Source organism: Neobacillus sp. MER 74 (genome assembly GCF_023714155.1).
Genome location: NZ_JAMAUV010000037.1, coordinates 12832 through 32598, shown reverse-complemented (window position 1 = coordinate 32598; position 19767 = coordinate 12832). Strand labels below are relative to the sequence as shown.

Here is a 19767-nt window from a genome sequence, read left to right as displayed (position 1 = left end):
CCCTTCAGGGCGTTACCCCATCATTTGATTCTTCGATATAACCCTTCAGTTCCGACAGGAACTGCCTGACCTTTACCTGAGCATTGTATGACCAATCTCAATTTAAGCCAGGAACATTTCGCACAACTAAAGCACCCGTTAGCTTAAGTACAATCCTGCACAATCCAACCAAAAATATATAAAGAGGTTACTTAAAAGTTATTAGAAAAAGGGTTCTTTTAGAAGAACCCTAAATTAGATAACTAATCTAAAATCGATAATTTTAATGACTCCAGATTATTTTTCATAACATCTAAATAATCTAAGCCCTTTTCTTGCTCTTTCTTCGTTAATCCCTCTAATGGATTTAATACTTCCGTTTTAGCACCTATTTCTTTTGCTAACGTTTCCGCCACTTTTGAAGATGTCATCTCCTCAAAATAAATAACTTCGGTATTTTTCTTCTTTGTTAGCTCTGTTAATTCGGTTAATTTTCCTAATGTTGGTTCGACATCTGGTGATAATCCTGCGATAGGAATTTGAGTCAATCCATATTGTTTTGCCAAGTATCCAAATGCAGCATGTTGTGTAACAAATTCTTTCTTCTTGGCTTTATCGATAGTTTCTTTATATAAGTGGTCCAAATCAGCAAGCTCCGCATTAAATGCCTCTGCATTTTTTTGAAACTGGTCTTTATTTTTGGGATCTGCCTGTTGCAAAGCCTTAGCAATAGTGTTTACCTCTAGCTGAGCTAGAACTGGAGAAAGCCAGACATGAGGATCTTTAGAAGAAGTATGATCCTCCCCTTCCTCGGAATCCAGTGCATCCATCAATTTAATCCCACTGGAAGCTTCAACAACCTTTAATTTAGAATCATTAATACTTTTTAATACCTTTTCAGTCCAAAGCTCAAAGTATTGGCTATTGTATATAAAAACATCGGCGTTTTGAATTTTTATCATATCCTTTGCTGTCGGCTCCCAATCATGTGGTTCTGCACCATTTGGTATTAATAGTTCCACGTTTGCTGAACTGCCAGCCACCTCTTTTGTAAAATAGTACATCGGATAAAAAGTAGTGACAATTTGCAGTTTTTTAGATTCTACACTTGTTTTTTCATTTTTCGTTGACACTGTGTTAGAACAACCACTTACCATGAATAGAAAAATAATTACTGGGATTAAAATTTTTTTCACTACATTAACCTCCAAAGTTAAGTTTAATTAGGAATTATTACGATTTAAGGAGCATAATTATTTTGTATAATTCAAGATTAATTGCAATATGTAAATCGTAATCATTACGAATTAAATCTTATAACGATTATTAATTTATGTCAATCATCAAATTTTAATGAAATGAATTAACTAGAACTGCATATCCATATGATAGGAATGATAGATTTGAGGAGGTAGAATGGTTGTGAGCTTTATAAATAAGATGGTAAAAGATAGCCTCGCTTTACTATTATTTTGTTTATTCCTTTTTCTATTTCTTTTTGCGGAGGAATTAAAAAACCTTTCTTTTTTTACTAGAATCCCTAGTACGTTTTTTAATGTCAATACCATTTTTCTTAGTATTATTTTAGAAGCAATTCCATTTATTTTACTGGGTGTATTTGTATCAGCTATTATCCAATCATTTGTTTCCGAAAATGTAATCCGAAGGGTTGTGCCCTGTAATGCCTATTTAGCCCTTATACCTGCTGCTTTACTTGGAATAATCTTTCCTATATGTGAGTGTGCCATTGTTCCTGTCGTGCACAGGTTAATAAAAAAAGGTATGCCTTCACATGTAGGCGTTGTATTTATGCTTAGTGTTCCAATCTTAAACCCTGTGGTGTATGCGTCTACTTATTTTGCATTTAAAAGCACACCTTATGTAGCTAATGCAAGGATGCTTGTAGGATTTATTAGTTCCATTATTATTGGATTAATCATTTACAGACGTTTTAAAGGGGAAAATATTCTTAAAGTGCAGAAGGAAGACCATCATCACCACCACCACCAAAGAGGAAATAAACTATTAGAAACACTCTATCATGCTAGTGATGAATTATTTAATACAGGGAAGTATTTATTCATAGGTGCATTTCTTGCCAGTTTATTTCAAGCATTCTTAGACCGAAATACTCTCTTATCAATAGGGACAAGCACAACCTTTGCACCAATGGCTATGATGGGACTAGGATACGTCCTTTCAGTATGCTCTTCAGCAGATGCTTTTGTCGCATCGTCATTTGGTTCTACTTTTACAGAAGGTTCCATCCTTGCATTTCTTGTTTTCGGTCCAATGATTGATATAAAAAACACCTTAATGTTATTCGGTTATTTTAAGAAAAAGTTTGTCTTATATCTACTATTGGTAACTCCTCTTGTCGTCTATTTTTCTGTTTATGTTTATCAGCTAATATTTTTATAAAAGGAGTGTCCAATGATGAGACCTAATAAAGTCCAGGATTTTTCTTTTCATCATCTTATCAGGGGAATCATTTTGATTGGATTTACGCTACTGATATTTAAATTACTTCTAACGAATAATATATCGCTTTTAATTGCACCAAAAATGATTCGATTTATTTATTTCACGCTCTTTATATGCCTTATTCTTGGAGTTCTTTTGATTATTAGAGGAACTTCAGGAAAGGATCATTCTTATCATTGTGATTGTGATGGGGATCATACTTATCCTTCCTCTTTCGGGAAAAGTGTGTTTCTTTATTTATTATTTATTATTCCTATAACCACAGGATTTCTTTTCTCAAACAATGTGCTGGGAAGCTCTGTTGCAATGAACAGAACAATTATTTTGGGAGCTAGCTCTCAACCGCCTAAACAAAATAAAACTACAAATTACATTCCAAAATTACCATCATCATCTATTTCCAATAAAACTACCACTTCAACTACCACACAAAGTGTACTTGATAATCAACCTGAGCCTTTAACTCAAAAAGAATATGATGCTTTAAAGAATAAAATATTAAATGCTAATTCCATTAATATAGACGATAGCCAGTATGTAAACATAATGAACATTATTCAAGATAATCTAAATGCGTTGATTGGAAAAACGATAACCACAAAAGGATTTGTGTATCGGGAAAAAGAATTTATGCAAAACCAGATTATTGTTGCTCGATTTGGAATCACATGTTGTGTTGCCGATGCCTCGGTATATGGAATGATGGCAAAAGGAGAGGTAGCTGCATTGCCGAAGGATAAATGGGTTCAAGTAACAGGAAAAATTGAGCAGACTCAATTTAATGGGGAGACAATTCCCGTTTTAAAAATTGACCAACTTTCAAAAATTAGTGCTCCGCAGCAGCCCTATGTGTTTGATTCAGGCATCAAAATTGAATAACCTTTTATTTATTAGTGAAAAAAATGATTACTCCATAAAATTAACAACAATATTAAAGGCTTTTATTTTTATCTATTCATAAAATATTCACATTTAAGTAGTAGAATCATTTTTGGGTAAACGAACCATTACCTTACACAGAGAGATCCAGCCGTAATTGTGCTGGATTTTCTATTTCTAATTATTATTGGTTTCAAATAAAACATTTACATGGAAAATCAAAACATATCAAATTAGTGATAATTTTGATATGATAGAAGATGTTTTTTTAAAGAAACCAATTGTGTTTTATCACAGGAGGAATATGCATGGATCGATTATTACAATTGAATACGATCTTTATAAGTATTATCATTGAAGCATTCCCATTTATTGTCGTTGGGGCTTTTATTGCTGCACTGATAGAAGTTTTTGTTTCTGAAAATACACTGCTTAAAATTCTGCCAAAAAATAGATATTTATCTGTTGTTGCTGCTAGTTTTATGGGAGTATTATTTCCTGGATGTGAATGTGGGATTGTTCCCATCGTTTCGAGGCTCATAACAAAGGGACTCGCCCCACATGCAGCCATTTCCTTTATGCTTTCTGGCCCAATTATCAATCCAATTGTTCTATTCGCTACATTTATTGCTTTCGGAGATAGCTGGAAGATGGTAGGGTACCGAGCAGGGTTAGCGATCGGTGTTTCTATTTTAGTTGGCCTTGTATTATCTTTTGTTATAAAGGAGAATCCATTAAAGGAAAATAATGAATTACACACTCATGACCATTCTCACCAAAATACTAAACAAAAATTAATGAGTGTTTTTAATCACACCGTTAACGAATTTTTTAGTATGGGAAAATATGTAGTGCTGGGTGCACTAATTGCATCTACTATGCAAGTTTATGTACCTACACGGATATTAACAACACTGGGCGGTACACACGTAACTGCTGTACTGGTAATGATGGCTTTAGCTTTTATCTTATCTATTTGTTCGGCAGCAGATGCTTTTGTAGCAGCATCTTTTCGTAATTTTTTTCCCCAAACTTCAGTTGTATCTTTCTTAGTGTTTGGCAATATGGTAGATATTAAAAATTTACTTATGATGTTTGGGTCTTTTAAGGCAAAATTTGCAGTTCTTTTAGTTTCATTAATTTCTTCATTTGTATTCATTGGTTCACTTCTTTTGTAAAGGATGTGGGATGATGTTTAAAGTCCTTATTTTAATACTTACTACAAACTTGTTTTTTATGCTGCATGCTACAGGAAACATTTCAAAATATATAAACATGAAATATAGCTTCTTATCTGAGAGTATGATTGTGATTTTATCCATCCTTACAGTTGGGGAAGGAATTAAATTATGGTTCTCTGGAGAAAAGAAAGAAGGACAAGATGATTGTGATTGTAGCCCTGGTCATCATGACCATGAACACTCTCATGAACACGGACATATAAAAAAGAAATCATCTGCTGGAAAAAAGTTAAAAAAGTTCTTGGCTTACACGCTTGTGCTGATTCCTGCTATTACTGGAGTGGTTTTGCCAGTAGCAACTCTCGATTCACAGCTTGTGGATGCAAAGGGGTTTTCATTTCCAACATTAGAGGACGGAAATAATCGGTACGGGACCCATCAAGTTCTAAATCCTGATATGAGTAAATTTATGAACCAAGCTGATTTTACGGATTTAGTCAGGAAAGAGTCTAAATCCTATATTCCCAAGGATACTATTACTTTAACGGATAAAGATTATTTAGTCGGATTAGAAGTCATGTATAATTTTTCTGGGGCTTTTGCAGGGAAAACTCTTACCATGAAAGGCTTTACTTACAATGGTCCAGGAGAACAACCTAACCAGCTGTTTTTACTACGATTTGGGCTCATTCATTGTGTCGCTGACTCTGGTGCCTTTGGAATGATGATTCAATTCCCGAAAAACGTTCACATTCCGAATGACCAATGGTATCAGGTAACAGGAACAATGGATACAGTTTATTATCCACAAATGAAAACTAAAATTCCTGTTTTAAAAGTAACAAGCTACAAAACCATTTCAAAACCGAAGGACCCTTATGTTTACAGAAACACTTTGAGTTTATAAGAATTACCTGTGCCCCATTATTTGACAGTTAAAAAAAAGCGCCTAAGCTCTAATAAGCGGCCCCGGTATTGAACCGGGGCCATTTTGTTTAAGCCCCTGCGAATTTAATGTAAATACAGAAAATGGATATGTATGCGGCAGATACATGGATTCTGGACAACCCTATACATTAGACGACAGAGCCTGGATAAATATTAAAGAATTTGATGCGGACCTATTGAAAAAATGCTATCTTGTATCATAAACTTGTAAAAAGGATTGTTATGGGGACATTCCCGAATTGCTGTACGCTTTACTAAACAGTGATTCTGACCCCAATTTTCAATTCAATAAATAAAGGAGTAGTTAACATGACGCTTAAAGTAATTTCGCCGAAAGCCTTTGATGAGAAACTTGAAAATAATGAACCTATCTTCCTCCTCGATGTACGTGCGGAAGAAAAATACAATGATTATCATATTACAGATCCAAATATCAAGAATCAGAATATCCCTAAGAATATCATCTTTGATCTTGAGGAAAATGGAGAAGAAGGGCTGCAATCTTTGCCCAAAAACAGTGAGATTGTTATAACATGTACAACTGGAAATTCCGCCAGAAAATGTGCAGAAATTTTATCCAAAAAAGAATACCATGTTACATTACTTGACGGCGGGATTACCGCTTGGAAAGAATACATAGACACAAAACACAAAGACAGGTAGAAAACACTAAGGAGAAGACAAACAAGGATAGGGCCAGATCCTCAATTTGCTATCGCCTAGCGCACTGAGGGTCTGGCCCTATTTTCAGATTATGAGTTCCATCAATTATTTAATATTTGCGGCAGTGTTTCGGTGAACATCTCAACATATATAGCTACTAGCATAATTATTGCGGGGATAGAAAGAATCACAAAGCTTACGTACGCAAGTTTCAGTCTGCCCTTTGATTGGTCGACCCATTTTGAAAGGTACTCAAACAGTAATGCAAGAATGACAGATCCAATAAAAAATGATACCGAAAATAGGGCTATTCCTAACGGTGCTTGTGGACCGAATAATTCACTGTTGGGATTGGGCATAAACAAAGGAATTCCATAGATAATTAATAGGAACAAACCAAATAATAAACCTTTCACCACCCAACTTTTTCTTGAACGATGAAAAAGGGAGGTGTATACAATACTGTTGGCTAAGGTGACAACAATACCGAGTGTTACGATTAACAGTGTTCCTGAGAAATGAAATCCACTCGCGAGTTGAGGAAAGAAATAAGCAATAATTCCCATAACTAATCTTAACAATATTCCATAAATAACCCCTGTAAAAAGAGCTGCAATATAACCTATTCCGAACATTTTTGCCGTTCTTGCCCATCGATTAGAACTTGTTTTCTTAACCACCTCACTGTTTACCTGTCCGTTCATGGCAATGTCTCCTTACTTAAAGAAAATGACTTACATTGTTTTTAGTATATTCAGACTGTTTTGTCCTAACAATAGGAATATTATTAAGCCATACTTAAGGCACCAATCGAATGAAGAATGTTTGATAAATGTTGTTGAGCATAAAGAATGGATCCCATCATGTAATACCAGACTTATCGTGTGATTGTCTTTCATAAGGGAGGATTAACGATGTCGGAACTCAATGTTCGTTATGGTCAATTATCGGATGTAAATAGCATGATTCAATTGGACCGAAAGCTGTATCCTCAAGATTGGCAAGTTGAGCGTGCATTTGTAGAACAATTACTTGAACGAAACAAAAGAGTGTATAAAATTGTAGCGGACAATGGAGAGTTAAAAGGCTATTGCAGTTTAATCCCCTTAGATAAAAGAATGTATGATCAATTATTGTTTGGCCAAATAGATGAATCAAGAATTTGTCATCACGCGTTAGCGTACAAGAAAGGGAGAGAAGTGTATATTTATTTTTCTTCTATGATAGTCGATATTCTTCATGAAGATAGGAAGAAATACAGCAGGGCATTAATACTGGAATTGCTGGATTGGATCGGAGATATTCAGGAAACAGGAGTCGTGATAAAGGAATTCGGTATGATCGCGATTACAGAAGCTGGGAATCGAATCTGTCAACGTTTGGGATTTAAAAAGGCAGGGGAAGTAAAAGAGCATGGTGAAACCTTCAATGTATATAAAGGAACGGTTGAAGATGTTAAGAAAGGAATAAAAGTGGCACCTGGCACTTTTCTGCATTAAAATATAACAGTACTAATGGTCAAAGGGGAAATGATCTTGAAAAAATATCAAACTTTACTTTTCGATGTAGATGATACGTTATTGGACTTTGCTGCGGCTGAAGCGCTAGCCTTGAATCTGTTGTTTGAAAGTCAGAATATCCCGCCTACAAAGGAAATGGAAGAAAATTATAAAAAAATAAATCAAAGACTGTGGAGATTGTTTGAAGAAGGAAAAATATCCCGACGCGAAGTGGTCAATACCCGTTTTTCCCTTTTATTTCAGGAATTAGGACATATGGCAGACGGTGTTTTATTAGAGAGTAATTATCGGGGCTATTTAGAAGAAGGCCACCAATTAATTAATGGAGCGTTTGAATTGGTTTCAGCACTACAGAATCATTATGAATTATATATTGTCACTAATGGTGTTTCAAAAACACAGGATAAGAGATTGCGTGATTCCGGTCTTCACCCATTATTTAAGGAGATCTTTGTCTCAGAAGATACAGGTTTCCAAAAACCAATGAAGGAATTTTTTAATTATGTGTTTGATCGAATTCCTAATTTTTCACCAGAACAAGCTTTAATCATCGGTGACTCACTAAGCTCTGATATTAAAGGCGGACAGCTTGCTGGAATTGATACTTGTTGGTTCAACCCGGAGGCCAAACAAAACAACACGGGTATTCTTCCTACCTATGAAATCCATGATTTGAATGAGTTGTATACAATATTAAATTTGGAACAAAGATAATGGATTAAATCAAATAGCCGTCATGTGACTCTTCACATGACGGACTTTTTTTATTTATTATGGGGTGAACTGTTGAGGCCAGAGGACTCCTCAACTTCATCAATTGCTTTTTCGACTGTATCCATTTTTTTGTTATTCGTCTGAAACATATCTTTTGATACGATGTTAAGCTTATTAACAAAGCGATTAAACCCAAAACCTACAAAGAACGCAATGCTAATCGGTGCATAAGGGGTATCTTGATAATCCGTAAATTGAATCAAGAGTATACCGCTTTGGATAATTGTGACAGCCACGACTGAGGTACCGGTAGCAAAGATCGGATAAAAAATATACATAATCCATTTTCGATAATCGTGTAATTCGTCTTCCATATAATGAGTACAGAACATATATAGATGCCTAAGGGAGCCGCCAATGGCTCCAGCGAAAAAGTAATACAAGAAGATTTTGATATCAGTAATGAATGGAAGAAAATTTTCCAGTGCACCGGTCCCCAACATGCCGACCGCAAGGAAACTGCCAAAAAACAGAAGGGACAGATATGTTAAAATAACTGCTTTTAACCATCTCTTCATTCGTGACACCTCCACTTGCTGCCATCCTATGTAACTGTTGTTTAAAATGTCACTGTACACTTTGATATGCAAATCGTCTTATTTCTTTCTACTTGTGCGATCGGTGCAGTGATGCATTAAGAACTGCTTGTTAGAAAATTCAACAAATTTGATGTCGAAATATATTCACTATATTATAATAACGAATATTAGAAATGAGAGTTTCTAAATTTCCTTTGGAAGAGGGTATAGAAGAAAATGAAAATAAAAATCGCAATAGATACGGATATTCCTGTTGTTTACAAACTTATGTTAGAAGCGTTTGAAGAATATCGAACCCTTGATGTTCCTTCAAGTGCATTAAATGAATCATTAGAAACATTACAAGAATCTTTTAAGAATAATTCCGAGAAAGCTTTACTATGCTCGATAAATGGAGTTCCAGTTGGCTCCTGTAGATTTACACTGAAAGAGGATGCTTTATATTTTTCTCGGGTATCAGTTACACCAACAGCAAGAGGTAAAGGAATTGCAAAAGCTATGTTAGTGTGGCTCGAAAAATATGCTTACGACAATCTAATTGGGAAAATGGAATGTCGTGTCCGTGTGTCATTGCCCAAAAATATTAGTTTGTATAATTCCTTGGGCTATATTATATCTAAAGAGGAAGTTGTGACAAACCCAAATGGCATTTTAGTGAACACGGTTGTAATGGAAAAAACTTTGATGAACAATGTACCTCTATAATTTATATCGCTTTTGTCATGCAATGTTCGCTTCGGCGGTCATATTTTCATTGTATAAAGGGGCAGAATAGCTAAATAAAGGAGGAGTTATATTAAGTTAAATAATTCCCTTGGGAAAAAGAGGTATTAAAATGACAATGAAAAATCAGTGGTTACTTAATATTGTAATGATATTACTCTCGTGGCTTACCTGCCTTTGTTAGGATGGCGGACTTTTAGGAGATTTCTTCCAGCATCAATCCTTGCGGTTCTAATATGTAGTTTGGATGCCCTAATTGGAAAAAAACGCAAATGGTGGTCTTTTTATAATAAACCACAGTCCTTTATTCAAGGTGAACTTCCTTTTATTATAGGTCCAATGTTGGCGACGTCTTTATGGATATTAAAATGGGGATACGGAAATTTTAAAAGGTTTATTATGTTAAATGCAATTGCCGAAGTAATCTTTGTTTCTCCAATTACAAGGGTATTTACAAAATTAAAACTATATAGAGTAGTACAAATAAACGAATTTAAATTCTTTCTATATTTCTTTTACAAGGCTTTTCTCTTATATGGATTTCAATACCTTTTTGAAAAATACAAAAAAACTAATGATTAGTTAAATAACGGGTCCGACTCTTCAAGATGGAGATTGCCTTTTATTGTTCCACGAGAAAGATTGTGAAAAATTACACTTAAAAAACCGATGGTTGAAATCAAATGATTATTTGATGGACAGACTTAATGGTGAAGTAATAGCCATTCAACGTATTGTTGAAAAATTGAAACAAGAAAATAAGTAAACGAAATAATGAATAAAGGGATGATACATATAACAGGTTTAATATGTATTACCCCTATTGAAGGTGAAAGGATTTAAAATATGATTTCATTTATTTTAACTTTAAAAAGACTTTTATCAGCCCTTAGAAAATTAGCAAAAGACTCATTATTTCGTACATTAATAGGGACATTAGCCGTTATTTTATTATCCGGAACGATTTTCTACTATCAAACTGAAGGATGGGCTTTGCTTGATTCTCTATATTTTGCCTTTATTAGCCTATTGCCGACTAGTATGGAAACAGGACTGATTCCAGAGGCAACGTTAAGTAAATGGTTTACCATGATTTATTTAGTCGTTGGTATGGGTGTGATGCTAATGATTCTAATTCGTGTTGGTTTAGCGGTCGTCAACTTTGAGGTATCAGAAGAAAAAAATAATGAACTGCAAAAACTTATAAAAAAGCAAAAGACATCTAAACAAAAAAAATAATCATTTTTGAATTAACAAAGCAGGTACTTCAGGAAGGAATTCCAGTAACGAATACTAGCCCTTACTGTACAACCAAAGCAAGTGCTTTTTTTAGCATGAGGTTTAACTTGAAGTGGAGGAAAATACTATTATCATCATGATTGTTAACACAAAATAACCTTATAAGTAAAACCTTAATGTAACAGAATGGATCTTTTGTTACATTGGATTACTATATCAGACTGTCTAATTAATACTTTTGTGAATTATTGCTTGTTGTATCACAAGAATACAAGCAAAAAGGACAACATGTCTATATAATATAGTATTTTAAAAGAAGGAGATGCTTATGGTTGAGTAATAGTAAAAAAAGATCTGATTCAAAAAATTGTCCAAATTGCGAGAAGAATCCATGTTGTTGTCCAATCGGAAATACTAATCAGAATACTTTTAACCCGACAATTAACGTCAATCCTGTAATTAATATTTCATCTACACCAGTTAACGGTGAACAGGGATTGCTTACAGAATTTGATGGAAGTGTATTGCCGGGAGGTGATTTCGAACCTATTAGATTGACACCTATTACAATAGGGACAGCCACTTTGCATATAGATGATCCAAGTGATCGCGTTTTGTTACATGCAACTATTCAATCCTTAAATCGTAATAGATTTACTATATTAATCCAATTTTCTGTCTTCCGCAATGGAACTGAAATATATAGCACGACCGATAATATCCCTCCATTTGTAGAATTTATGTCAGCTACAACAACTGGTTTTTCATTTTTAGATAAAGCACCTTTAGCTGAGGCCTCTCCCTCTGGGTCAGTCCTATATGAACTTAAAACGAATAGCTTACAAAGTGAAGCATCTTTCACTGTCGGCGGTACCAAGGATACAGACTTTATCGTTTTTACTGCTTCTAAAATCAAAGCCAACAATTCAACCAACATTTAACTTAATTGTTCCAACGTTTAAGTTAAAATAACGCGATTGCTACGGTGCAGTCGTTTTTTTCGTGTTCATTATTCTACTAGATGGTTTTTATTCAATTAAAGGAAGACCATTTATTATAGGGGGGAATGTAACATATTTGAGGGTGCTTTAATGAAAAAGAGTTAGCCTAGTTAGCCCACTTCTAACACATGAACATTCGTATCATTATTAGATAGTATTTCCATGTTGAGTAAATCAATTAAAAATAATGTTAAAATTATAAAGCCCCTTTTCCTATAAGGAATTGAGGTTGATATTATTTAGGAGTTGTGTATTTTTTTTGAGTCCATAAAAAAACGTTGGTTATAAATTTTGCTACTAATAATACAAAAATATAGCCAATTAAAAGATGTACATAGTTTGTATTTCCATACATTCTAAATAACCCTAGTTCAACTAGTATCGGTTTTATAGCAAATGCAAAAATTATTGCTGTAATAAAGGAATATATGTAGTAATTTTTTTTATTATTTAATGTCCATTGATAAACAAGCATAAAAGAAACTGGGACTAGACTTGAATCTATAGCTAAACCAGGCAGATGAGGAATTAATGGAATTGGATAATTCCAGAACCCAGCATGCTTTCCGAATAAGTCCACATAAGCAAATATTATATGAATACTATAACCAAAAAAGCCAATTAAAAAAATTTTACTTTTATCAATTTTAAAAAAAAGTATGATAAGTGGACCAATCAGGAATGCTACCAAAATCCAGTATTCAACAGAAGCATACAGTTCATATTCTTTCCAATAATCAATTAAATCGTTTGTGGACCTTTTCCCCATTTTTACAATTTCATCAAATTTATCAATACGGGTATTTTCCAAATTTTCCACCCTTTATAATTTACATTATTTGTGAAAATATTTTCCGCCAGATTATAAATTTTATTCATAAATTACTCTTATTCTAAATTATTTTTAGGTTTTAAAACCTTGCTACAGAGGCTTCCTATGGTATCTGTTAACGCATTTGCTTCTTCCACTAATGGGTGCATTACTGGAACAATGGTAATGCATGCTTTTCTTTTTGAAGTAACGGGGCAGTTTAATAATATATCTTCCATTTGTTTAATTGTGTACCTGCTCATGTTATAATTAGTAACTTAGGATAATTACGACTTTTACTCATAATTTGAACGGATGCCAAGAAAAGCCTCCGACTAGCGATAAAATATGGGGGTGTAAGAGAATGAATAAACGATGGACGATTGGTAAAATTAAAGAATTTGTTGAGAACAATTCGGAAAGTAAGTTGCTAACGACGGAATATCACGGTTTTTCTCAAAAGTTACTGTTTAAATGTGAATGTGGTAGCAACTTTGAAAAAACATTTACGAAATTTAAAAATAATAACCAACGTAAATGTGACGTGTGCCAACCGCAAAAAGCGTCACGCTAAACGTATATAACGGGTGCGTTGATCCAATTAGGATTAACGCATTTTTTATTGAACTTCTTATTGAACAAACGGGGCAGGTTAACACAACAAGTGCTTCCTTTTTAGGAGTAGTTGCAGGATTAATTATCTTTTGTGTGGAATGTTTAAACTAATACATAGCACATCTGAAAAGGAGTGGGAGAAACTATGAAAACACGAATAACGGAAATTTTTGGAATTAAATATCCAATAGTACAAGGGGGACTTGCCTACCTTGCTTTTGCTGAACTGGCGGCTGCAGTCTCGAATGCAGGAGGACTCGGACAGATTACTGCTGCAACACTAGGCTCAGCTGAAAAACTTCGTGAGGAAATTCTTAAAGTACGCTCACTTACCGATAAGCCATTCGCCGTAAACTTTGCTATTGCAAGGCACGATGGGCAATATAAGGAATTGCTTGAGGTTGCTATTGAAGAGAAGGTACCTGCAATTTCTATAACAGGAGCTAATCCCCAACCTATTTTTGAACGTATAAAAGGAGAAAATATTAGAACGCTTGTCCTTGTTGCAGGTGTTAGACAGGCACAAAAAGCAGAACAACTCGGTGCTGATGCTGTAATGGCAGTTGGACAAGAAGGCGGTGGACATTTAGGACGAGACGATATTGGTACAATGGTACTTATTCCTCGTGTAGTCGATTCCGTATCGATTCCAGTGTTAGCGAGCGGTGGGATTGGCGACGGACGAGGATTATTGGCAGCTTTTGCACTTGGGGCAGAAGGAATTGAAATGGGTACTCGCTTTATTGCTACTCAAGAATGCGTTCACGCAAACGAGAAATATAAGCAGGCAATTGTTAATGCGAAAGAGTCGGATACAGTAATTATAAAAAGAACAATAGGTTCACCAGGACGTGTCTTGAAAAGTGAATTTACTCTGGATATTATCGAACGTGAAAAAGACGGAGCAACCTATGAAGACCTGCAAGATATAATTAGCGGAAAGGCTAATTGCAGGTATATCTATGATGGAAATGAAGCAGAAGGATTCGGATGGGCTGGACAGGTCATCGGTCTTATAGACAATGTTCCTACGGTTCAGGAGTTATTTGATGAAATGATTCTTACAGCAGAAAAAGGATTGAGTCGTATAGGTAATATTATCGGAGAACGAGCCCATCGATAATCTTTTACTATATTTATGGGATATTATCTAAATCGTTAATGGTTGCTACGGCAACCATTTTTTATTATGAAATTAAAGTTTGTGAAATAATGTACCTAAGCTAATGGGTGCAAGAGTTAAACAAGAGGTTGCTGTAGCAGCGTCTTTTTTTCTTATTGAACTTATGAAACAGGATAGTTAAATAAGGTATTTACAATAGCAAAGATGAATTATATAAATCCCCAAAAAAGTATTCTTTTCTATTGATTTTAGAGGATTTTGAGTATTTTTTTAACTTGATGTGCATTTGATGCTACCTTAATATAAACAAGTGCAAAAGTTTTTAAATAAGAGGTGTAATTATGAAGTTTGATGAGTTTACAGTTGGACAGGTGTTTGTAACTAAGTCCTTCAAAATGACAAAAGCGGATATTATGAGATTTGCAAGAGAATTTGATCCTCAATATATGCATTTAGATGAGGAAAAAGCAAAGCAGGGGAGATTTGATGGAATCATCGCTTCCGGACTACATACATTAAGCATTTCAGTAAGGCTTTGGATTGAACAAGGTATCTATGGTGATGATATCATCGCTGGAACAGGGATGAATAATATGAAATTTATAAAACCGGTGTATCCTGGTGATGAATTGTATATCATCGCCGAGGTTATCGATAAGAAAGCGACGAAGAATGAATCGGGAATCATTACTGTATTGTTATCTACTTACAACGATAAAGAAGATAAAGTATTAGAAGTACACCTGTCGGGATTGATTAAGCGATGATGTGTTGTAATTGAAAATAAGTGAAATAATCTACACAAGTCAATCGGCCGATAAGTAAGCCGGACTATAGTTTATATGCTTTTAAAGTTTGCGGCGAAAAGCCTTCAATACGTTTATCAGATTCATACGTTTCCCATGCTTGAGATAATAACAAGTTCATCTCTAAAAAAAAGTAAAAAATTCTTGCAGCATATTTAGGCATAATAATTTTTATTAAGTTTTGGATAACTCCAGAAAAAATGAAAAAAATACGAAAAAAGAAGAGTGGAGGGTTTACAATGTCTTTTTGTACTAATGAAGAGGGTAAGTTTGAAATCGATACCAATATTAATTTCCGTGAATCCATACCAAACGTGGATAAAAATTTAAATGGAGATTTTTTGACCGATGAAGCCTTCACTGTTTTTTACGATGAAAAAACAGGAGAAATCATTCCCGTGGAATATTTAAACCGTCATAGTGGATTTACCGAAGACGGTAGAACCTTAATGATCATTGATGGAATGGTATATAGTAGAAGATGAATCCCGATTCTGGAGGATTAAGATCTGGCCAAGAAAAAATTATCCATTAAAATTGATACATGACAAAAAAACAATTTTAGCGTGGATGATTCGGATTATATTTGGGCTGTGGTGGATGTTTGATTTTCCTGTTCCTGTACTTAATTTACATTTCATTTTGCTTGGAACTTCTTCATAAACCAGTCATCATCATAACCCGACAGCAAGTCTGCCGGGTTATTTTTAGATGAAAAAGAGGGATTTTTATAAATTTTGCCCGAACGTAGATCCGAACTTGCCCTTGCTCATAGCTGTTCTCCTGGTCCCCGTATCTTAAAGATTTAAGTATATAAAAAAAACCTATAGATGAAACACTCTTTTTCAAGTGTCTTATCTATAGGTACCATATTAAAAGCTAGACTTTCGAATTACACTTGGCCATTAGGAACGAACCTTCCCTCTCAGCCATTTAATCAGGCTCAAGATGATAAAACCAATCATGATATACGAATACCATTGAATAGCGTGGGTAAGACCAATCCATTCTCCAATATATCCAAGTGTCACCATAGGAATACTGATGCCTAAGTAGGTTACTACGAAAAATAATGATGTCAAATTAGTCCGCATTTCATTTGTGGAAACTTGGTTCAGATAAGCTAAGCTGCCGGCATAGCTAGGACCGTTCCCTAAACCAATCAAGACCGTTGTTAATATAAGGAAGAATAATGACTTTGTAAATAAGGTAACAACGAGAAAGATTAGCCCAATAATTAATAAAATATAGCCTATGATGATTGACCGAAAGGCAGACTGTTTTCTCAACATGATCTGATGTAAGGTGGACACGCCTAAGACTAAAGCGACCATCGTCCCGGATAAGCTTAAACTCGCATGACTAGTAAAAAGTCCAAGGTATGTGGGCATCACCGATAACATTAAACTCATAATTCCCCAAGATAGAAAAGAAGTGGAGGATGCCATTAGAAAAGGCCATCGAAATTCTTTCGTCACCGAGGGGAGTCGAAGAGAAGCTGCTCGGTTTGTAGGAACATTTTTTTCTAACATGAACTTTAATCCTACCATTCCAGTTGCAGCAAGTAAAATGTGTATAAGATAAGAAAATTGTAAAGGATAGGGAGCATATTCTCCAAGAAAACCAGAAATAAGTGGCCCCAAGGCATTTCCGAGCGTACCTGCTATAGCAGCAACAAATGCACTTTTCATTTTGTCTTGAAAAGGATGAAGCTCTGTCATATATGACACAGCAATTCCGTTCAGAATTCCTACGGATAACCCTTGGAAAATGCGAGCTAATATTAGTCCATTGACTCCGTCTGATACAGCAAAGCCAATGGACCCAAAGATAGAAAGCGTGACCCCAGCAAATAGCACTTTTTTTCTTCCCCACTGTTCAGAAAGCTGTGCAACCGTGATGATGGTCGGAATCACAATTAATGCATAAAGTGCATAGATAAAAGTCATGGTCCCGGAAGTAAAATTCCATTTTTCTTTATACAAAGAATAAAGAGGAGCAGGCAAGTTCGTACCAAGAAGGGTCATACACAAACAAAAGGCTACTAACCAAAATGAATACCGTCTTTGCTTAGCTATATCTACTTTTACTACTTGTGATAATGCTCTAAGTTGATCTATAAGCGAATCAAATGAATCCTCACTACCCGTTGCGGCCATATTTATTTGCGTTAAATTGGTTTTCTTGTATTTTCCCGCTTTGATTTTTTCAATATTATATCCTCTATGAACAAAAAGGTCGGATAATTGAGCCAAGACCCCCGGATGGTTCTTTACTAGAATCGATATTGTATGAATCAAATGTCACTCAACCCTTTCTCAATTGTTTTTCTATTATTATAGATGTTATTTAACTAACTACTATAAAAAAATCAAAGAAAATACGGTCCTTCATTCGAACCGTTTTCCTGTAACTACGTAATACAAATCTGGATCGTTTCTCCAATATGATTTGACTTTATCCGTTCCTATTTGTTTTGTTAACTCACCATAGGCAATATCATGCCGGATATATTCGATTGCCACCAAAACTAGTGCAGGATCTTTTGTTTTGACTGCCCAAGCAGCAGTATTCGGGGCAAAATTAGCTATTAACACTTCTTCCATGTCGCGAGCCACAATCGTTAGTCGCCCACCCATCCGTTTTTCTGCTATTTTCGGAGCCATAAAATCATGGTGGTATGTAACCCCTAGTTTAGTTTCTGGTTCTGAAAAAAGCATAGAAAACACCTTTATTCCCTCATTAGTTCGTTTTTCTATTTCTTCCTTGATGAAAGAGGCTTGTGGATTCCAAATGGACAGCCAGATTTCATGGTGTGCCTTTTCAATCATGTTCACAATCTCAGCCATTACGTGTTCATCGCTATTCACACGCCAAATAACATCGGTTTCCCTTTCATTTTCCAGCGTTTTTAAATTCTTTTCTAAAAAGTCAAAGGAATCTTCAAAACTTTTACGTAATCGCCGAATTAGCTCTTCGGCAGGAAGAGGAACATACTTTACAGGTTCTGAAGGAACGGTATAAATGGCACCTTTATCCAGTAACTTCCCTAACACCTCATAGATCATCGAACGAGGCACACCAGATCTCTTGCTAACCTCATATCCTGTGACAGGTGAATTTATTAGCAGATTAATATAAGCTTTGCACTCATATTGGGAAAAACCTAATTTCTGAAGCTCTTTAACAATTTCCTCCATATATGACCTTCCTTATGTAGTAGTTAGTATTATACTTACTATATTATGTGTTAGTAGAGATGTCAATTTAAGTGGGAAGAAAGGGACAGATTAATTTTCCTACTTAATTTAATTAAGAGAAAGGGTGGGAATATGCAGGGCAGTTTAGTGTAAAAAGAACGTTTGATAACTAAATAAAAAGAGCCGATAAAGTATCAACTCTTAACATCCCGTGCAAATGGAGGGGCATCAATACCATCTTCCAGTGCGAGACGTGCAGCTTTTACCTGGAATCTAATTAAAAGCAGTTGCTCTGTGATGTCAGGATCAGCACTTAAAAGTATAGCTGTGTGAATATATCTGATAGCATCGTTGGTTTTATCTAATGCCAGCAATGCTCGGTTGTCTGATAGTTTAATTCTTATGGGATCATTAGGATAGATAGGGTTAGGTGGAAGGATAGGATCAGTTGGCCATTGTATATTTAAAGGGGGAGCATCAATAGTATTAAAAGCATCTGACAGATTATCGATGGCATCTTGATATAAAACTGGTTTGATTGGATTGGGTGGTAAACCAAAACCTTCAAGTTGTTGAATGATAAGTTTTGCACTATTAGCAAATCGAATGGCTTGTACTGTTAAAGCCAAGACAATTCTTAGTGTTGCAACTAAGTTTGTTGACATTATTTTCACTCATTTCTAATGAAGTCATAATAGTTTATGCAATCCAGACAAGACTGTAAAGGATGTAGTGTACATTTGTGTAGAATTGCGAATAAAAATTTGATTCCATATTGAGTTTTTAACTTAGTTTAAGAATTAAAACTAAAAATACATAACACTTTTACAATTTTGAGGTAGTTTTTTCCTTTAATAAAAATCAAATGAAAGGTGATGATATAGAGGTATTAAAATTAAAAGGAGAGGTTCTTATGACTCAAATTGATGTAAATCAACTAAATCAAGCAAAAGCAAATGTAACACTTACCCAGGAATTATTAACAAAAGCAATTGAAAAGGCAAACTCCGATCCTACACTCTCCCAGGAAGCGATTAAACAGGCATCAAACGAGATTTCGTCTGCTCTAACTGCCGTAACACAGGTACAAAAGTCATCTCAAGCCCAATCGACAGAGTGATTAAATCGTTTTTACCTGATATATCTGAATAATCCCTATGACAATATCTGGGGATATTATTATGGGCAATAATTGCCGGTTGTTCTTGGACTAACGATGCAGTTTAGTTAAAGAAGAAATGATCTTTTATATCGCTCTATTGCAATTTAATTTCATTTTTTT

At 34.9% G+C, this 19767-nt stretch carries 22 protein-coding genes; 15 read left to right on the top strand and 7 right to left on the bottom strand.

The genetic code is table 11. From position 1 onward, the window contains the following. Positions 1-242: 242 nt before the first annotated feature. A complete protein-coding gene (locus M3610_RS26535) occupies positions 243-1136 on the bottom strand; it encodes a metal ABC transporter substrate-binding protein (RefSeq protein ID WP_251463487.1) in 894 nt (297 codons plus the stop codon). 265 nt (positions 1137-1401) lie between these two features. Between M3610_RS26535 and M3610_RS26530 the strand changes: the two genes are divergently transcribed. The 5 genes from M3610_RS26530 to M3610_RS26510 all read left to right on the top strand — a co-directional run bounded on the left by M3610_RS26530 (position 1402) and on the right by M3610_RS26510 (position 6134). Continuing rightward, positions 1402-2400, top strand: coding sequence for a permease (locus tag M3610_RS26530; protein WP_251463486.1), 999 nt, complete (start codon positions 1402-1404; stop codon positions 2398-2400). 72 nt (positions 2401-2472) lie between these two features. Continuing rightward, positions 2473-3342, top strand: coding sequence for a TIGR03943 family putative permease subunit (locus M3610_RS26525; protein ID WP_251463485.1), 870 nt, complete (start codon positions 2473-2475; stop codon positions 3340-3342). A 308-nt stretch (positions 3343-3650) separates the two neighbouring features. Then, a complete protein-coding gene (locus M3610_RS26520; protein WP_251463484.1) occupies positions 3651-4520 on the top strand; it encodes a permease in 870 nt (289 codons plus the stop codon). Between the two features lie 10 nt (positions 4521-4530). Continuing rightward, positions 4531-5430, top strand: a complete 900-nt coding sequence (locus tag M3610_RS26515; protein ID WP_251463483.1) for a TIGR03943 family putative permease subunit — start codon at positions 4531-4533, stop codon at positions 5428-5430. Positions 5431-5780: 350 nt separating this feature from the next. Then, positions 5781-6134 carry a rhodanese-like domain-containing protein gene (locus tag M3610_RS26510; RefSeq protein WP_251463482.1) on the top strand — a complete coding sequence of 118 codons (354 nt, stop codon included), beginning with the start codon at positions 5781-5783 and terminating at the stop codon, positions 6132-6134. A gap of 101 nt (positions 6135-6235) precedes the next feature. Here the strand turns inward: M3610_RS26510 and M3610_RS26505 are convergent, their stop codons facing one another. Next, on the bottom strand, positions 6236-6838 hold the full coding sequence (locus M3610_RS26505; RefSeq protein WP_251463481.1) for a hypothetical protein: 603 nt from the start codon (positions 6836-6838) through the stop codon (positions 6236-6238). 210 nt (positions 6839-7048) lie between these two features. Here M3610_RS26505 and M3610_RS26500 point away from each other — a divergent pair, with 210 nt between their 5' ends. Both M3610_RS26500 and M3610_RS26495 read left to right on the top strand, forming a co-directional pair. Beyond that, on the top strand, positions 7049-7633 hold the full coding sequence (locus tag M3610_RS26500; protein ID WP_251463480.1) for a hypothetical protein: 585 nt from the start codon (positions 7049-7051) through the stop codon (positions 7631-7633). Between the two features lie 36 nt (positions 7634-7669). Further along, the gene (locus M3610_RS26495; protein ID WP_251463479.1) at positions 7670-8368 is read left to right on the top strand and encodes a YjjG family noncanonical pyrimidine nucleotidase; all 699 of its coding nucleotides are present in this window, start codon (positions 7670-7672) and stop codon (positions 8366-8368) included. A 50-nt stretch (positions 8369-8418) separates the two neighbouring features. Here M3610_RS26495 and M3610_RS26490 read toward each other — a convergent pair whose 3' ends face one another. Beyond that, a complete protein-coding gene (locus M3610_RS26490; RefSeq protein ID WP_251463478.1) occupies positions 8419-8946 on the bottom strand; it encodes a hypothetical protein in 528 nt (175 codons plus the stop codon). Between the two features lie 237 nt (positions 8947-9183). On the opposite strand from M3610_RS26490, the gene M3610_RS26485 reads away from it, so the two are divergent. The 3 genes from M3610_RS26485 to M3610_RS26475 all read left to right on the top strand — a co-directional run bounded on the left by M3610_RS26485 (position 9184) and on the right by M3610_RS26475 (position 11870). After that, the gene (locus M3610_RS26485) at positions 9184-9672 is read left to right on the top strand and encodes a GNAT family N-acetyltransferase (protein ID WP_251463477.1); all 489 of its coding nucleotides are present in this window, start codon (positions 9184-9186) and stop codon (positions 9670-9672) included. An 864-nt stretch (positions 9673-10536) separates the two neighbouring features. After that, on the top strand, positions 10537-10929 hold the full coding sequence (locus M3610_RS26480) for an ion channel (RefSeq protein ID WP_251463476.1): 393 nt from the start codon (positions 10537-10539) through the stop codon (positions 10927-10929). A gap of 332 nt (positions 10930-11261) precedes the next feature. Beyond that, entirely contained in the window at positions 11262-11870 is a 609-nt protein-coding gene (locus M3610_RS26475) for a hypothetical protein (RefSeq protein WP_251463475.1), read from the top strand. A 295-nt stretch (positions 11871-12165) separates the two neighbouring features. On the opposite strand, the gene M3610_RS26470 is transcribed toward M3610_RS26475, so the two are convergent. Next, the gene (locus M3610_RS26470) at positions 12166-12741 is read right to left on the bottom strand and encodes a hypothetical protein (protein ID WP_251463474.1); all 576 of its coding nucleotides are present in this window, start codon (positions 12739-12741) and stop codon (positions 12166-12168) included. Between the two features lie 364 nt (positions 12742-13105). Here M3610_RS26470 and M3610_RS26465 point away from each other — a divergent pair, with 364 nt between their 5' ends. The 4 genes from M3610_RS26465 (at position 13106) to M3610_RS26450 (ending at position 15770) form a co-directional block, all read left to right on the top strand. Next, positions 13106-13315 (top strand): hypothetical protein, encoded by a 210-nt coding sequence (locus tag M3610_RS26465; RefSeq protein WP_251463473.1) that lies wholly within the window; start codon positions 13106-13108, stop codon positions 13313-13315. 186 nt (positions 13316-13501) lie between these two features. Next, positions 13502-14479 (top strand): NAD(P)H-dependent flavin oxidoreductase, encoded by a 978-nt coding sequence (locus tag M3610_RS26460; RefSeq protein ID WP_251463472.1) that lies wholly within the window; start codon positions 13502-13504, stop codon positions 14477-14479. A gap of 341 nt (positions 14480-14820) precedes the next feature. Beyond that, a complete protein-coding gene (locus M3610_RS26455; RefSeq protein ID WP_251463471.1) occupies positions 14821-15246 on the top strand; it encodes a MaoC family dehydratase in 426 nt (141 codons plus the stop codon). A gap of 278 nt (positions 15247-15524) precedes the next feature. After that, positions 15525-15770, top strand: coding sequence for a hypothetical protein (locus tag M3610_RS26450; protein ID WP_098576934.1), 246 nt, complete (start codon positions 15525-15527; stop codon positions 15768-15770). Positions 15771-16190: 420 nt separating this feature from the next. Here M3610_RS26450 and M3610_RS26445 read toward each other — a convergent pair whose 3' ends face one another. The 3 genes from M3610_RS26445 to M3610_RS26435 form a co-directional block, all read right to left on the bottom strand. After that, on the bottom strand, positions 16191-17585 hold the full coding sequence (locus M3610_RS26445; RefSeq protein WP_251463470.1) for an MFS transporter: 1395 nt from the start codon (positions 17583-17585) through the stop codon (positions 16191-16193). Between the two features lie 90 nt (positions 17586-17675). Further along, complete coding sequence (locus M3610_RS26440) at positions 17676-18485, bottom strand: TrmB family transcriptional regulator (RefSeq protein WP_098576929.1); 810 nt, start codon at positions 18483-18485, stop codon at positions 17676-17678. 194 nt (positions 18486-18679) lie between these two features. After that, positions 18680-19150 (bottom strand): hypothetical protein, encoded by a 471-nt coding sequence (locus M3610_RS26435; protein WP_251463469.1) that lies wholly within the window; start codon positions 19148-19150, stop codon positions 18680-18682. A 248-nt stretch (positions 19151-19398) separates the two neighbouring features. On the opposite strand from M3610_RS26435, the gene M3610_RS26430 reads away from it, so the two are divergent. After that, on the top strand, positions 19399-19605 hold the full coding sequence (locus tag M3610_RS26430) for a hypothetical protein (protein WP_251463468.1): 207 nt from the start codon (positions 19399-19401) through the stop codon (positions 19603-19605). Positions 19606-19767: the final 162 nt, after the last annotated feature.

What these genes read in the sequence shown, in the direction of transcription:
- M3610_RS26535 (WP_251463487.1), bottom strand. Translation starts at nt 1,136, where the DNA reads ATGGTAAGTGGTTGTTCTAACACAGTGTCAACGAAAAATGAAAAAACA.
- M3610_RS26520 (WP_251463484.1), top strand. Translation starts at nt 3,651, where the DNA reads ATGGATCGATTATTACAATTGAATACGATCTTTATAAGTATTATCATT.
- M3610_RS26515 (WP_251463483.1), top strand. Translation starts at nt 4,531, where the DNA reads ATGATGTTTAAAGTCCTTATTTTAATACTTACTACAAACTTGTTTTTT.
- M3610_RS26510 (WP_251463482.1), top strand. Translation starts at nt 5,781, where the DNA reads ATGACGCTTAAAGTAATTTCGCCGAAAGCCTTTGATGAGAAACTTGAA.
- M3610_RS26505 (WP_251463481.1), bottom strand. Translation starts at nt 6,838, where the DNA reads ATGAACGGACAGGTAAACAGTGAGGTGGTTAAGAAAACAAGTTCTAAT.
- M3610_RS26500 (WP_251463480.1), top strand. Translation starts at nt 7,049, where the DNA reads ATGTCGGAACTCAATGTTCGTTATGGTCAATTATCGGATGTAAATAGC.
- M3610_RS26490 (WP_251463478.1), bottom strand. Translation starts at nt 8,946, where the DNA reads ATGAAGAGATGGTTAAAAGCAGTTATTTTAACATATCTGTCCCTTCTG.
- M3610_RS26485 (WP_251463477.1), top strand. Translation starts at nt 9,184, where the DNA reads ATGAAAATAAAAATCGCAATAGATACGGATATTCCTGTTGTTTACAAA.
- M3610_RS26480 (WP_251463476.1), top strand. Translation starts at nt 10,537, where the DNA reads ATGATTTCATTTATTTTAACTTTAAAAAGACTTTTATCAGCCCTTAGA.
- M3610_RS26465 (WP_251463473.1), top strand. Translation starts at nt 13,106, where the DNA reads ATGAATAAACGATGGACGATTGGTAAAATTAAAGAATTTGTTGAGAAC.
- M3610_RS26460 (WP_251463472.1), top strand. Translation starts at nt 13,502, where the DNA reads ATGAAAACACGAATAACGGAAATTTTTGGAATTAAATATCCAATAGTA.
- M3610_RS26455 (WP_251463471.1), top strand. Translation starts at nt 14,821, where the DNA reads ATGAAGTTTGATGAGTTTACAGTTGGACAGGTGTTTGTAACTAAGTCC.
- M3610_RS26450 (WP_098576934.1), top strand. Translation starts at nt 15,525, where the DNA reads ATGTCTTTTTGTACTAATGAAGAGGGTAAGTTTGAAATCGATACCAAT.
- M3610_RS26440 (WP_098576929.1), bottom strand. Translation starts at nt 18,485, where the DNA reads ATGGAGGAAATTGTTAAAGAGCTTCAGAAATTAGGTTTTTCCCAATAT.
- M3610_RS26435 (WP_251463469.1), bottom strand. Translation starts at nt 19,150, where the DNA reads ATGTCAACAAACTTAGTTGCAACACTAAGAATTGTCTTGGCTTTAACA.
- M3610_RS26430 (WP_251463468.1), top strand. Translation starts at nt 19,399, where the DNA reads ATGACTCAAATTGATGTAAATCAACTAAATCAAGCAAAAGCAAATGTA.